The organism is Burkholderia sp. NLJ2, assembly GCF_049487195.1.
Taxonomy (GTDB): Bacteria; Pseudomonadota; Gammaproteobacteria; order Burkholderiales; family Burkholderiaceae; genus Burkholderia; species Burkholderia pyrrocinia.
The window spans coordinates 960,338-974,169 of sequence record NZ_CP137808.1 but is presented as its reverse complement, the minus strand read 5'-3'; the positions used below and the strand labels follow the sequence as shown (position 1 = coordinate 974,169).

The 13,832-nt window shown below is 59.2% G+C and carries 12 protein-coding genes; 1 reads left to right on the top strand and 11 read right to left on the bottom strand.

What is annotated here, in order from left to right:
* Positions 1–82: 82 nt before the first annotated feature.
* Genes R9B84_RS04415 through rfbB form a run of 11 tightly spaced genes read right to left on the bottom strand, consistent with a single transcriptional unit; the run spans position 83 to position 12,626 of the window.
* On the bottom strand, positions 83–1,924 hold the full coding sequence (locus tag R9B84_RS04415; protein WP_423759959.1) for a glycosyltransferase family 2 protein: 1,842 nt from the start codon (positions 1,922–1,924) through the stop codon (positions 83–85).
* A 50-nt stretch (positions 1,925–1,974) separates the two neighbouring features.
* Entirely contained in the window at positions 1,975–3,699 is a 1,725-nt protein-coding gene (locus R9B84_RS04410; RefSeq protein ID WP_423759359.1) for a methyltransferase domain-containing protein, read from the bottom strand.
* A gap of 3 nt (positions 3,700–3,702) precedes the next feature.
* Positions 3,703–4,626 (bottom strand): glycosyltransferase family 2 protein, encoded by a 924-nt coding sequence (locus tag R9B84_RS04405; protein WP_423759358.1) that lies wholly within the window; start codon positions 4,624–4,626, stop codon positions 3,703–3,705.
* 20 nt (positions 4,627–4,646) lie between these two features.
* The gene (wbiB, locus tag R9B84_RS04400) at positions 4,647–5,738 is read right to left on the bottom strand and encodes a dTDP-L-rhamnose 4-epimerase (protein ID WP_423759357.1); all 1,092 of its coding nucleotides are present in this window, start codon (positions 5,736–5,738) and stop codon (positions 4,647–4,649) included.
* A complete protein-coding gene (locus R9B84_RS04395) occupies positions 5,738–6,973 on the bottom strand; it encodes an acyltransferase family protein (protein ID WP_423759356.1) in 1,236 nt (411 codons plus the stop codon). Before R9B84_RS04395 ends, wbiB begins: the two co-directional genes overlap by 1 nt.
* Positions 6,970–8,379, bottom strand: coding sequence for an ABC transporter ATP-binding protein (locus R9B84_RS04390; protein ID WP_423759355.1), 1,410 nt, complete (start codon positions 8,377–8,379; stop codon positions 6,970–6,972). Before R9B84_RS04390 ends, R9B84_RS04395 begins: the two co-directional genes overlap by 4 nt.
* Positions 8,369–9,202 carry an ABC transporter permease gene (locus tag R9B84_RS04385; RefSeq protein ID WP_423759354.1) on the bottom strand — a complete coding sequence of 278 codons (834 nt, stop codon included), beginning with the start codon at positions 9,200–9,202 and terminating at the stop codon, positions 8,369–8,371. The genes R9B84_RS04390 and R9B84_RS04385 overlap by 11 nt, the downstream gene beginning before the upstream one ends.
* Positions 9,203–9,230: 28 nt before the next feature.
* Positions 9,231–10,127, bottom strand: coding sequence for a dTDP-4-dehydrorhamnose reductase (rfbD, locus tag R9B84_RS04380; RefSeq protein ID WP_423759353.1), 897 nt, complete (start codon positions 10,125–10,127; stop codon positions 9,231–9,233).
* Positions 10,124–10,675, bottom strand: coding sequence for a dTDP-4-dehydrorhamnose 3,5-epimerase (gene rfbC, locus R9B84_RS04375; RefSeq protein ID WP_423759352.1), 552 nt, complete (start codon positions 10,673–10,675; stop codon positions 10,124–10,126). Before rfbC ends, rfbD begins: the two co-directional genes overlap by 4 nt.
* On the bottom strand, positions 10,660–11,553 hold the full coding sequence (rfbA, locus tag R9B84_RS04370; protein WP_423759351.1) for a glucose-1-phosphate thymidylyltransferase RfbA: 894 nt from the start codon (positions 11,551–11,553) through the stop codon (positions 10,660–10,662). Before rfbA ends, rfbC begins: the two co-directional genes overlap by 16 nt.
* 11 nt (positions 11,554–11,564) lie before the next feature.
* Positions 11,565–12,626: a dTDP-glucose 4,6-dehydratase gene (gene rfbB, locus R9B84_RS04365; protein ID WP_423759350.1), complete on the bottom strand. Its 1,062-nt coding sequence runs from the start codon at positions 12,624–12,626 to the stop codon at positions 11,565–11,567.
* Positions 12,627–12,965: 339 nt separating this feature from the next.
* Between rfbB and R9B84_RS04360 the strand changes: the two genes are divergently transcribed.
* The gene (locus R9B84_RS04360) at positions 12,966–13,805 is read left to right on the top strand and encodes a symmetrical bis(5'-nucleosyl)-tetraphosphatase (protein WP_423759349.1); all 840 of its coding nucleotides are present in this window, start codon (positions 12,966–12,968) and stop codon (positions 13,803–13,805) included.
* The last annotated feature ends 27 nt before the right edge of the window (positions 13,806–13,832 follow it).

Genomic DNA, 13,832 nt, shown 5'->3' with positions numbered 1-13,832 from the left:
AAGTTTGGTTGTGATTGGTGCACCCGGTGATAAACCTGCAAAACGAGAATTGTTTTTGATTCAATGGGCCGGGCTACCCGCGTCAGGATCGCGGCGACACCCGACGATACAGCGCCTTCATGCGACGCCTCCATCCGGCCTGGGTCGACAGTAGCGGTCGCATGAACGGCACGCGCGCAAGCAGTTTCCGAACCGCCTGACGCGAGACATGAACGATAGCCTGTCGTTGTGCCTGGTGCTCCGCCATCTCTACGATTTCGACCGGGCTGAGCGTCACGCGCATCGCGCGTTGCCGCTCCAGCGCAACGACATAAGCTTCATGCAGCTTCGCCTGCCGGGCAAGCGCGACCTCGCTCGACATCGGCACCCTGTAACGTGACGTGACTCGCAACACCGACGAGAAATCCGTCACACAGGAATAGCGGACCCACAGCACCCAGTCTTCCAGCTGATCGAGATCTTCGTCGAATCCGCCGAACTCGTCATACAGACTGCGATGAAACAGAACAGCCTGGATAGGAGCGAGATTTTCCTGCCAAAGCAGCAGGCGCGAATATTCACGATACTTCAGCGCTATCGGCCCTTCGCGATACGTTACCGAGTCGGTGGTGAGTTGCACAAATTCTGTCGGCACCTCATGCGATGCACTGTAGACGGCCCGGTTCGAACCCTCTTTGGCAACCTGCATCAACGTCTCGACGTGGTCTGCATAAAACTGGTCGTCGTCGTCGAGGAATCCGATCCATTCTCCACGCGCGACCGACAAACCGAGATTTCCAGCCGCGCTCCTGCCCACCGGCACACCGGTCGCCTCGTAACGAACGTTGAGGCGGCCGGAAAACTCCCTGTCGACCAGGTCACGGCTATCTGCCGGTCCGTCCTCCACGACGACGACTTCGATGCGCGGATAGGTCTGATGCGACAGCGACGTCAACGCTTCGCGCAGCAGCGCCGGACGACGATGGGTCCGTACGACAATCGAGACGAGCGGCACTGCATCCGCGTCGAGTTCCTCGCCAGCAAACGGAAAGAAGGCTCCGTCGCGCCGATCGCCATAGCCCCAGAAACGAAAGTCCGGCCGAAAACCCTGCTCTCGATAGCGTGTTCCCGTGCGCCTGAAATAGGCTGCCGTTCCAATGTATCGGACCAGCGTCGATAAATGCCGGCGCCTCGCCGAGGGGAACCGCGGTGGTCGCGCGAGTTCCACGAGCCAACATCCGAAACCTCGAATCAAATCACCCCAGGATCCGAAGCGGGTGCGCAGTTGTAACGAAGCCAGCACGCCTCCGGTGATCTGGAGCGGCTTGACTTCCATCGGCTTCGAGTAAGTATCGTGTACGACGATCGCACGCGGCACATAACGCAACACCCATCCCGCGGCTCGCAGTCGCCACGACAGATCGACGTCTTCGCCGTACATGAAGATTCGGGGCTCGAAACCGGCCACTTGTGCGAACGCAGCCCGCCTGAACACGACTGCCGCGGCCGTCACCCAGTCGGTCCGAAGTGTGACGGGATCGTAGAGCTTGGGATGCTCGTACGGAACTTGCCGCAATTCCCACGCACCAGTGCTGTCCGGCGAATCGGCAATTGCCGCCTGCAACTCCGCTATCGCGTTTGAATGCAGGCGTACGTCCGGATTCAACACGAAGAAAAAGGGTGCAGCCGTCAATTCGAACGTCGCATTGTGCGCAACACCGAAGCCTGCATTCTGTTGCGAGTGCAAGACCGATATTGCGAACGGGTAGCGAGTGCAGTCGCGCGCAAACCGATCCCACCTCCCTGCGTCGGCGGGATCGTTATTGCGAAGCCACAGGCGGATTTCGGTATCGGTGCGCGACGTTTGAGCGGCGAGACTGTCCAGCAGGTCAGCAACGATTGCCTCCGCCTCACGATACACCACGACGGATATGTCAAATCGCATTTCTGATCCTGCCTTCGTGATCGACGACATGCACCGTCAACATCACGGCATCACCCCAATCGCCGAACGATTCTTCGAGCGACAATCTTCGAATTGTCATACGTCTTCCGAACGATTCGGTACAGGCGCGGATGCTTGACGAAAAATCGACGTAGCGCATCCAGCTTGGCCGCACCCTGCAGAACGGCGATATCGCTCTCGAGCTTCTTGATCCAGATGCGCTGATCGACAATGAGCTTGATGGTGCCGGGCGGGAAAACATGATACTGGTCGTTGTGCTTCGCAACGATTTTCTCGTAGTCGCGCCGCCACTCATCTTGCGAATGAACCGAAAACGACGACTCGCCAGAGCGCCATTTCCGGTAAATACCAGTAATTTCCGGGCTGCTCTCGACGCCACAGACGAATGCAGTCCGCATTTCGAAATCCCAGTCCTCTGCCGTATCGAGCGACTCATCGAATCGAATGCCCATCTCCTGAAAGGCAGCGCGAGGAAACGCAAGGGAAACAGGCGGAGAATAGTTCTGCGACAGATGTTCGAAGAAATCGAAGTGTGACGGATACGGAGTCGTGATCGCGGAAATGGGTCGATAGCCGAGCGCACCATCCGGCCTGATGCTGGTCGACACGATGTCCTGCTCCGCGGCCGTCGCGCGCAATACGCACCCCGCCGCCTTCTCGCTCAGTTTCTTGAACGTCTCGATCCAGTGAGCAAACACTATTTCGTCATCATCCAGAATCGCGACATAGTGCCCTGTGGCCGCGGCGAAGCCGTCGTTCAACGGAGCGGTACGTCCACCCCGATCGCAACGAATCACGCGAACACGATTTCTGATGTATTCAGGCAGATCTTCCACGATCCGCTTGACAGCGTAATAGTCCTTCTCTTCCGGCTTGTGTGCAATGACAAGGACCTCGAAGTCCTGGCAAGTCTGTGCAGTCAGACAGAGCAAGACATCTCGTAGATTGCCCAGGCGCTTGCCTTGCGTGCGGGTAACGATCGACAAGAATGGACGACCTTCGTTGGGATCTGCAAACAGGGGCATGTCCTGGCGAGCGCCCGGCAAATAGGCGCGCACCAACTCGTTGACGACCCCGAATGCATCCGAGGCGCTACGGATCTGCCGCAGATAGCGCGATGCAAAAGTCTTTCCGCTCAACAGCGGATGTGCATACGGGAATGCCTGGTCGCTCGACTCGAGATCATAGTCGCGTGCACCCACTTGATACCATCCTGCGCGCTTCGTCATTGCCCCAAGCAAGCTGTCGGTATGGTGAATGACGTGCGTGTGATCAAGCAGGCCGACTTCGGTGTAGTCCCAGTGCCCGGTCAGCAGCTTGGCTCCGAGATCGCGATGCCCGCCGTTCGGCACGCTGATCACGAGCAATATCGAACGCTGCGCGGCAAACTCTCGCAAGCGGTCCAGCAAGGCCGGTCCGTTGGTTATATGCTCCAGCGTATCGATAATCGATATCGACGATACTTCGCGCCCGTTGAGCACCGCGTCGAGTTCGGCGAATACGTCGTCGAGACGATGAAGGTCGATCCGCCTCGTCTCGAAGCCTCGCGATTGCAGGTTCTGGAGTGCATCCGGGTCCGCATCGAAACCGACGTACGTGAGTCCGAGATCGCGAACCGGTTCCGCAATCGCACCATATCCGCATCCGATATCCAGGTGCAGGCCGCTACGTGCGCCGAATTCCTGGATCAGTGCGACGACGTTGCTATACACCGAATATTCGTGATATTGGAACTGATAGGTTGCTGAGTTCATAGTTTAGAAACGGTGTTTCGCGTAGAAGCCGTCGATGAATTGGGCGACGCGATGCTCTGGATCGATCTGATCCGGCAATTTGCCGGCATCCTTGAGTTCACGATATTTTCTGGCGGCCTTTTTCTCGACCTCACTGCCATTTGCAAGCAACTGACGTTCGATACGATCCGCCAATGCGCCATTCGAGAACTTGTACGCAAGGATCATTGCGGCTTCAGCGGAGTAATATTCCTCTGCCCCACCCACGATCCACTTGCCGGCCGTCGACAGGCGCTTGTCGTGGAACAGTGCAGCCGACGGCTGAAACACCACTTTGTAACCCGCAAGACGAACCCGCCACGAGAAATCCACGTCGTCACAATACAGAAAGAACGCTTCGGAATCGAAACCGTTAACTTCCTTGGCGACGGCTGCCGAAACGAGTGCGCAGGCAGTCGTTGCCCAGCTTGTCTCGCCGGTAACCTGATCGTAGTCCTTCGGATGCTCGATCGGCACTTGTCGGGCTTCGACGACACCCACGCCCGGCTTGCGCATCGGCCGAACCAGTTCGCCGAAAATATTAGGCGCCACGACGGTGTCGGGATTCAGAATCAGCACGAGATCCGTATGCAAATCGGCGAGCAGCCGGTTCTGTCCGGCTGCCGACCCGAGATTGGCGTTGAAGAACGTGTACTGTATCCGCGCGATACCTTGCGGACGAAGCTTGACGGCACGCTCCTCGATCTCTTCAGGCGTGAAGACGGGCTCCGGCGAACAATCGCCAATCGCGACCTCCACCGATGACAATGCACCGGACGCAATCGCCAGATCCGCGGCGCGCGCAATGCTGTCAAGCGCAGTGTCAATATGCTCTTGACTGTTGTTGTACAGAACCGATTGAATCCGCAATGACGCGGGACCGGTGATTGTCGTGTCGTGCAGTGGCACTGTTAACCTCTGTTGTATGACTAGTTCTTCCGATTGAGCTCTTGCGCAATCCAGGTCTGCAACTCGCCGATCCCGCGCTCCAGCGACCACTGAGGCTTCCATGCAAGATTCGCCAGCGACTCGCTCAGATCGCAGGCCGCGTGCCTCACGTCGCCGTCGCGAAACGCACCGTTCACCTGAGGCTCAGGCGCACCGTAGTGGTTAGCGATGATGCGGGCCATCTCCAGGATGCTCGTCGCCTCACCGGAACCGATATCAAACACGGACAACGGCGTCGGTTCGCGCATCAACGTCGCGACAATAGCGTCCGCGACATCGTCGATGCTCACGAAATCGCGCGTCACATTGCCGTCTTCGTACAACGGAATGACCTTTTTTTCACGCGCCAGCCGCGAAAAGAGCGCAACGATCCCGGTATAGGAATTCGTCAACGATTGACCGGGGCCATATACGTTTTGTAGACGCAGAATCGACAGCGGCGTCTTCGTCGCAAGCGTCCATGCACGCAGAACATGTTCTTGCGCCAGCTTCGTCCCACCGTAGACGCTCGTCGGTCGCGGCTCGGTCCGGTCCGCACGGGAGGCCAACATTGTCATCCCCGGGAAATCCCACTGCGCCGCCTCGAGCTGCGCACGGCCACGCTGACCGGGATAGACGACCGTCCCGTCTTCCTTCTGCCAGGCGCCCTCGCCATAGATCGCGCGGCTGCTGGTCAGCAAGATGTGCTCGACGGCGACGCCATGCTTGACGAGCGCATCCGTCAGACGCGTCGTACCGACGACGTTGACGATCGAATGCCGGCTTGCTTCCGTCAACGACTGGCCCGTGCCGGTCTCGGCTGCAAGGTGAATGACGATGTCCGGCTGGAAATCGACCAGCAACGCATCCCACGCTTCCGCCTCCGTGACGTCGGCGACGACGAGCTCTGCCTTTGCATCGAGTGCGTCGGGGCGTACCGCACGCTCGTGAATCTGCGGATGCAGGTTGTCCATCACGACGTAGCGGGCTGCACGCGGCGCAAGACGTTTCGATATCGCGCAGCCGATAAAGCCCGCCCCTCCCGTTACGAGAATCTTTTTCCCGTCAACCAAGCTTGCGTTCACGTCGCTCATCACACTCCCTCTTTCTTCAAAGTCAACTTACCCCAACAGTATTTCCAGCCCCGTCCAGGTCCCCAATCCTTCAGTTCAAGGGCGCGCTTCTCGATCAGATGCCAACTGAACCATGCACAGATGCACGTAAAGAAAACGGAGGCAGCCAGATAGAAGACAAACCCATACTTGTAAGCACCTGCATAAGCCAGCAACTGCTGCACAAGGAACCCAAAAACGTAGATCCCGTACGAGTAATCGTTCTTGGAGCCGATCCTGCGTGCCCACTGCGGCAAACGGCACGCGAGCCAGAGGATTGCGTACACCATTGCAGGATAGCCAAGCAGCAGATACCCGCCCTTGAACAACGAGATCAGATAGACGGCAACCGAAAATGCGCCCAGCTTGTCGGTGATCGGCAAGGATTTCGAATACGCAGCGGCACTCGATCCGAGCAGAAAAATGGTTCCGTACTGTACGAGATGACGATCGCCTGCCCATGGAACAAGCTGTGCGGAAAATGCCGGATTCACGGTCTGAACGGCGAGCATGAGCCACGCGACAAACGTCGCGGCAAGCAACACCCTACGATGTTCCGTCAGCAGGCCGAACATCGCGAAAATGCCAACCATCACATAGCATTTCGCTTCGTAGATCAGCGTCCAGATCGATCCGTTGAACACGCTTTCGGAAATCGAGTGGCCGTAAGGCGTGGTATCACGTAGCAGATTGTTGATCCCGTATTGGCCGATCGTAAGGCGCCAGTTATTTACGAGATAACCGAGCGGCCCGCCGACGTCCGAATTCCAGTACCCGACCAGCGTTCCTGCCTGCAGATAATGGAGCACCGGGCCAACACCGAGTGCGGTCACCACCAGCACCGCCCAATAAGCTGGAAAGATTCGCACGCATCTACGCCATGCGAACTGCAGCATGTCCGCCCTCATGCCGCTCTTGGCGATCAGGAAGCCGCTGATCGCAAAAAAGCCGGACACGCAAATCCCGCCCATCGAATCCTGACCGAGCGTCAGACGCCACATCGGGTCGGAGCCGAAACCACCAAGCGGAAACGCATGATCCCAGAGAACCATCGTCGCAAACACGAGACGCAGCAGCCCGAACCCGTTGTCATGGCTCGACAGCCGCTCCGCGGATATCGACACTTGCGGTGTCACGACGCGAGCCGACCTCGACTCACGCTGCACTTCGACATCTTCGAGTCGGTCCGGAGCAGTGAAAGGGACTTCGGATTTCATTGCATCGCCTCAATCTTGTTTGATTCATCCCGCTCGAGCGCAATTTCGTGCATGGGTATCCCAATCAATCCCGTGCTCACGCTCGTCGAATGCGACTTGAGCAACACGGCATCGTGCAGCCATTGATGGATCACATGGTCACTCTGCGATCCATCGGCAACGGCGACGGTCACCGAGTAATCTCCGACAGGCAATACGGGCATCCGAAAAATGAACTTGACCGTGAAGCTTTCGCCAACAGCGACGGAAAACGGATCCTGCAGCGTCGTGAGATACGTGTTGTCACCGAACAGGTTCTGCCCAAGCCGGTCGCGAATGATGAATCCGACGATTGCGCGCTCCAATGCCTGCAGAGCCTTGACGCTGATGTGAACGCGGACGATCTCGCCGCCCACGACCCAGTTCAGCGGGGCGCCCGTCCCATCCTCGATACGAACATGCTCGATCAACGCGCCGCCGAGGCCGAAGTTTTTCGCGTCGTGATCGAACTGAAACAGCTCGACATCGTTTCGCAACTTCGACCCGTTGATGAGTTGAGCACGCTGATCACGCACATCGCCCTCGGATATCGTGCGAACAACCGTGCTGCGTTCGGCCGAACGCCTCTGCTGCCCCGATACCCGATGCTGTTCTTCGTAAAAGGCCTCGAGATACGAATCGCACACGTCCTTCGCAGGCCCGATTTCCCTCACCTGCCCCTTGTCGAGCCAGACGACACGCGTACACAGGTTAACCACCGCGTTCGTATCATGACTGACAAACAAGATCGTTCCGCGCTCCATGAAAGCACGAAGAAAACGCATGCACTTCTGCGTAAAGAACGCATCCCCAACCGCCAGCGCCTCATCGATCACCAGCACGTCCGCATCGACGTGCGCGATGACAGCAAAGGCGAGCCGCACGTACATGCCGCTCGAATAGGTCTTGACAGGCTGGTCTACGAAATCGCCGATGTCGGCAAATGCAAGGATGTCGTCGAGCCGCTCCTCTATCTGGGCTTTCGATAGCCCAAGCAACGCCGCATTCATGAACACGTTTTCGCGCCCGGTAAACTCCGGGTTGAATCCCGCGCCGAGTTCGAGCAGTGCGGCAATCCGTCCGTTGATCGCGACGCGTCCGTCGGACGGCGTCAGCGTACCGCAAATGATCTGAAGCAGCGTCGATTTCCCCGAGCCGTTGCGACCAATGATTCCAATCGTCTCGCCCCTCTGCACCTGAAACGAGACATTTTGCAGTGCATGAAATACTGCTGGACCTTCAGTCCCGAGGACCTGCGTTGGCAGCAGCTTCGCGAGGCCGCCTATGCGATGACGCAAAGCCGTCTTGAGGCGATCGGCTGGCTTGGTGAAAACGCGGAAGTGCTTGCTGACGCTCTCGACGCTGATTGCGGGAGTTTCACAGGACATCGGCAAACCCCTTGCGCATCAGCTGAAAATACTTGAACCCTGCGCATGCGATCACCGCGCCACCCAGCAGCGCAAGACCGAGCGAATAGAAATCCGGCGTCCGGCCATCGAGAAGTACCCCACGAGACTGCTCGATAAACAATGTCAGAGGATTGAGTTCCAGCCAGAAGCGATACTTCTCCGGCAACGCGGACGCTGGGTAGAACACCGGCGACAGAAACATCAGCACCATGGTGAACAGACCCGTAATCTGCCCGACGTCCCTGACGAACACACCGGTTGCCGCGAGAAACCAAGCGAAGCCGAGCGCCATGAGCATCAACGGCAGCAGGACGATCGGCAAGTACAACGCGGTCGCGAAAATGAAATGCTTGAACAACGCAAAGCCGAGAAGCAGGACGACAAGGCTGACGAGCGTGTGGAAGAACGCAGACAGCAACGCGACCAGCGGCAGTATTTCCAGCGGAAACACAATCTTCTTCACATAGCTGGGGTTATTCAGGATCAAGGTCGGTGCCCGGTTGACACATTCGGCAAACAAGCCATGAATCGTCATACCGACGAACAGCATCATCGCGAACTGCGCGCGCCCCTGATCGACACCCCCGCCTCCCCAGCGCGATTTGAACACGAAGGAGAAGACGAACGAGTACACCGCGAGCATCAGCAGCGGATTGAAGAAGGACCACGCCAATCCGAGCACCGACCCCCGATAGCGCCCGACGACTTCCCGCTTCGTCATCTGCCAGATGAGCGAAGCGTTTCGCGCGATCGAGCCTACGAGACTTCGCGGAGTAGTAAAAAAAACGCTGATTATCGACATCGTGTGAAGCAGCTTTGCCTCTCTTGTTTCATTGGGAGAGCAGATCTCTGACGCACAGCTCGACCGCGTATCTCCAGTCGGGCAGTTCGATGCCAAAACGTGCGTTCAGTGCATCGTTCGACAGTACAGAGTTGGCGGGGCGTTTTGCCGGCACCGGGTAGGCGCTCGACGGGATCGGCGTGACCGTTTCCACTGCAAGCGGCGAAGCACCCGGCACTGAACGCCATGACGCGAAAACAGCCTCGGCAAAGCCGTGCCATGAGGTCCGGCCCGCAGACGTCATGTGATAGAGGCCCGATTCGAACGATCCGGCCTTGCGTTCGCGAATGGCGGCGGCCACTGCATGCGCAGTACCGTCGGCGATCGAGCGTGCCCAGGTCGGCGCACCAAACTGATCGGCCACCACGCTCAACGCCTCGCGCTCCTTCGCAAGACGAAGCATTGTGCGCAGAAAATTCTTGCCACGCGCCGCAAAGACCCAAGTGGTGCGGAAGGTAAGCCAGTCACCACCCGCTTGCTCGACCGCCAGTTCCCCGCCCAGCTTGCTTGCGCCGTAGACATTGATCGGACAGGTAGCGTCCGATTCCGTATACGGTGACGTGTTGGTTCCATCAAACACGTAGTCGGTCGAATAGTGCACGAACAGTCCACCGATACGCTTCGTTGCGCGGGCCAATTCGCCAACCGCCTCCGCATTGACCGCATTCGCTGTCTCAATATCGGTTTCCGCCGCGTCGACCGCGGTATAGGCTGCGGCGTTGATGACCACATCCGGCGCCAACTCGTCGATCACGCGCGAGAGCGTATCCGGGCGTGTGAGGTCCGCACCTTCGCGCCCCAGTGGAATGACTTGCCCCAGGACCGACAGACTCCGGGACAACTCCCAGCCGACCTGCCCATTCGCGCCCGTTACGACGATCTTCATGCGTACACCTCGGCTTCGCTCAGTCGCTTGCCCACGGCATCCTTGGCGGCCAGCTGCGGCTCAAAATCGATCGGCCACTCGATGCCGATTTCGGGGTCATTCCACACGATGCTGCGCTCGAACTCAGGGAACCAGTAGTCAGTCGTTTTGTACAGGAACTGCGCGGCGTCCGACAGCACGACGAACCCATGTGCGAAGCCAGGCGGAACCCATAATTGTCGGTGATTTTCGTCCGAAAGGACAACGCCCACCCACTTGCCGAAATTGGGTGATTGCTTGCGAATGTCGACAGCCACGTCGAACACCGTACCTTCGACTACTCGAACCAGCTTGCCCTGCGCATGCTGGATCTGATAGTGCAACCCGCGCAACACGCCTTTTGACGAGCGCGAGTGATTGTCCTGCACGAACTCGACGCCTGACTCGACTTGCGTTGCAAACTCTTGCGCATTGAAGCTTTCGTAAAAGAAACCGCGCGTGTCCCCGAACACCTTCGGCTCAATGATCTTGACTTCGGGTAGTGCCGTTGTTGTTACCTGGATGGCCATGCCACTTGATCCGTAAGAATGTTTTTAAGGTATTGACCGTAGCCGTTCTTGGCGAGCGGCAGCGCGAGTCTCATCAGTTGCTCGGCATCGATCCACTGCCTGCGATAAGCGATCTCTTCCGGGCACGCAACCACCAACCCCTGGCGCTTCTGCAGCGTAGCAATGAATGTCGCCGCCTCGATCAGCGAATCGTGCGTGCCGGTATCGAGCCACGCGTAACCGCGCCCCATGATCTCGACATTGAGCGCACCATCGGCGAGATAGCGAGAATTAACGTCCGTGATTTCCAGTTCGCCGCGTGGCGACGGCTTGATGTCGGCCGCGATATCGCATACGCGGTTGTCGTAGAAGTACAGACCGGTCACCGCGTAGTTCGAACGCGGCTTCGCGGGCTTCTCTTCGATCGACAGCGCGCGGAACGACTTGTCGAACTCGACGACGCCGTAGCGCTCCGGGTCGTGCACGTGATACGCGAATACCGTCGCGCCGGTTTCCTGCGCGTGCGCACGCTCGAGCTGCTTTGCCAGATCGTGGCCGTAGAAGATGTTATCGCCGAGGATCAGAGCCGAAGGGGCATTGCCGACGAACTCCTTGCCGATGATGAATGCCTGCGCGAGTCCGTCGGGGGACGGCTGCACCGCATACTGGATGTTCATCCCCCACTGACTGCCGTCACCGAGCATCGCTTCGAAGCGCGGCGTGTCCTGCGGCGTCGAGATGATCAGTACGTCGCGAATGCCCGCGACCATCAGCGTCGACAGCGGATAGTAGATCATCGGCTTGTCGTACACCGGCAGCAGTTGCTTCGATACGACGTGCGTGATCGGATACAACCGCGTGCCGGATCCGCCTGCGAGGATTATACCTTTACGTGCCATCGCATCGCTCCTCAGGTGCGTTTCGCGTAGTTGGTCTCGACCCACTTGCGGTACTCGCCCGACGTAATTTCGTCGACCCAGACCTGGTTGTCGAGATACCAGTCGACCGTCTTCGCCAGACCGGTCTCGAACGTTTCCGCCGGCTTCCAGCCGAGTTCCCGCTCGAGCTTGCGTGCATCGATCGCATAGCGGCGGTCGTGGCCGGGACGATCCGTCACGTAGGCGATCTGGTCGCGGTACGAACCCGCAGCCTTCGGGCGGGCCTTGTCGAGCAGATCGCACAGCGTATGCACGACTTCGAGGTTCTTCTTCTCGTTCCAGCCGCCGACGTTGTACGTCTCGCCGGGCACGCCGCGCGCGAGCACTTCGCGAATTGCGCTGCAGTGATCGCCGACGTACAGCCAGTCGCGCACGTTCTGGCCATCGCCATAAACCGGCAGCGGCTTGCCCGCAAGCGCATTCGCGATCATCAGCGGGATCAGCTTCTCGGGGAACTGGTACGGGCCGTAGTTGTTCGAGCAGTTCGTCGTCAGCGTCGGCAGGCCATACGTATGATGGTACGCGCGCACCAAATGATCGGAGCCCGCCTTCGTCGCGGAATACGGGCTGTTCGGCGCGTACGGCGTCGTCTCGGAGAATTGCGGATCGGTTGCGGACAACGAACCGAACACCTCGTCGGTCGACACGTGCAGGAAGCGGAACGCCGCCTTGTCAGCGTCGTTCAGGCCATTCCAGTACTGGCGGGTGGCCTCGAGCAGCGTGAACGTGCCGACGACGTTGGTCTGCACGAAGTCCGCCGGGCCATGAATCGAACGATCGACGTGGCTTTCGGCCGCGAAATGCAGCACCGCGCGCGGCTTGTGTTCGGCAAACAGCACATCGAGAGCGTCACGGTCACAGATATCGACGCGCGCGAACACATGCTTCGGGTTCCCGTCCAGCGACTGCAGCGTTCGGAGGTTCCCTGCATAGGTCAACTTGTCGACGTTGAGCACGGCTTCGTCGGATTCGCGCAGCCAGTCGAGTACAAAATTGGCACCGATAAAACCCGCGCCGCCCGTAACCAGGATCATGAGGCTCCCTCTAGTAATGCGCAGCAGGCACCGCCAGGTGTCGGCCGCATCGAATTCACGGCAAGTCACTTTGACCACCATGTCAGACCGGGAATTTTAACCGGTCAGCATGGCCGCCAAAGTCACGAAATGCTAATTTTGGTCGCGAAAGCGACAATTATAGGGAGCCGCTCCTCGCAAAAGCCATGCCGCTAACAACTTGATACAGCGCTCCGAACCCTTACCGGGATAAAATTTCATGCCAAACCAATGGTCAGACACGGAACAGAATTTTCGCCACATCGCGGCGAGACGGATTATTTTCCCTGCACAGACGAAGCCAGTGACATCCGCCCTCTCATGACCCATACCCCCATCGCCATCGGCGACATCCAAGGCTGTCATTCCGCTTTCCGGTCGCTGCTCGAAAAACTTTCGCCGCCGGCGGACACCCAGCTGTGGATCGCCGGCGACGTCGTCAACCGCGGCCCGGACTCCCTCGCCGCGCTGCGCGCGCTCGTCGACCTCGGCCCCCGCGCAACCGTCGTGCTCGGCAATCACGACCTCCACCTGCTGGCGGTCTCCGCCGGCCTGCGCACCGAACGCCCGGGCGACACCATCGGCGAGATCCTCGACGCGCCGGACGCCGAAGCACTGCTCGACTGGATCCGCCACCGCCCGTTCGTGCATGCGGAGAACGGGATGCTGCTCGTCCACGCAGGCGTGCTGCCGCAATGGGATGCCACGCTCGTGCTCGAACTCGCCGACGAACTCCAGCGCGCGCTGCGCGCACCCGACTGGCGCGACACGCTGCAGAAGCTGTACGGCAACGAGCCGAACCAATGGAGCCCCGACCTGAAGAAACGCGACCGGATGCGCGTCGCGTTCAACGCGTTCACGCGCCTGCGCTTCTGCATGCCCGACGGCACCATGGAATTCAAGGCGAACGGCGGCCCGGACAGCGCACCGCCCGGCTACCTGCCGTGGTTCGACGTGCCGGGGCGCCGCACGGAAGACGTGACGGTCGTGTTCGGCCACTGGGCCGCGCTCGGCCTGATGCTGCGCGACAACGTCGTCGCGCTCGATTCGGGATGCGTGTGGGGAAACCAGTTGTCGGCCGTGCGGCTGACGGCCGATCCGGCGCAGCGCACGGTCACGCAGGTGCAGTGCGAAGCGTGCGGCGCGCCGGGCGGCGAGTGATTACACGCTGAGTCGTCCGACCGGGAA

Bases quoted from the DNA above. Each gene is read 5' to 3' on its own strand.
- rfbD (WP_423759353.1), bottom strand. From the start codon at position 10,127: ATGAAGATCGTCGTAACGGGCGCGAATGGGCAGGTCGGCTGGGAGTTG.
- R9B84_RS04395 (WP_423759356.1), bottom strand. From the start codon at position 6,973: ATGAAATCCGAAGTCCCTTTCACTGCTCCGGACCGACTCGAAGATGTC.
- R9B84_RS04390 (WP_423759355.1), bottom strand. From the start codon at position 8,379: ATGTCCTGTGAAACTCCCGCAATCAGCGTCGAGAGCGTCAGCAAGCAC.
- rfbB (WP_423759350.1), bottom strand. From the start codon at position 12,626: ATGATCCTGGTTACGGGCGGCGCGGGTTTTATCGGTGCCAATTTTGTA.
- R9B84_RS04360 (WP_423759349.1), top strand. From the start codon at position 12,966: ATGACCCATACCCCCATCGCCATCGGCGACATCCAAGGCTGTCATTCC.
- rfbA (WP_423759351.1), bottom strand. From the start codon at position 11,553: ATGGCACGTAAAGGTATAATCCTCGCAGGCGGATCCGGCACGCGGTTG.
- wbiB (WP_423759357.1), bottom strand. From the start codon at position 5,738: ATGAGCGACGTGAACGCAAGCTTGGTTGACGGGAAAAAGATTCTCGTA.
- R9B84_RS04415 (WP_423759959.1), bottom strand. From the start codon at position 1,924: ATGCGATTTGACATATCCGTCGTGGTGTATCGTGAGGCGGAGGCAATC.
- R9B84_RS04410 (WP_423759359.1), bottom strand. From the start codon at position 3,699: ATGAACTCAGCAACCTATCAGTTCCAATATCACGAATATTCGGTGTAT.
- rfbC (WP_423759352.1), bottom strand. From the start codon at position 10,675: ATGGCCATCCAGGTAACAACAACGGCACTACCCGAAGTCAAGATCATT.
- R9B84_RS04385 (WP_423759354.1), bottom strand. From the start codon at position 9,202: ATGTCGATAATCAGCGTTTTTTTTACTACTCCGCGAAGTCTCGTAGGC.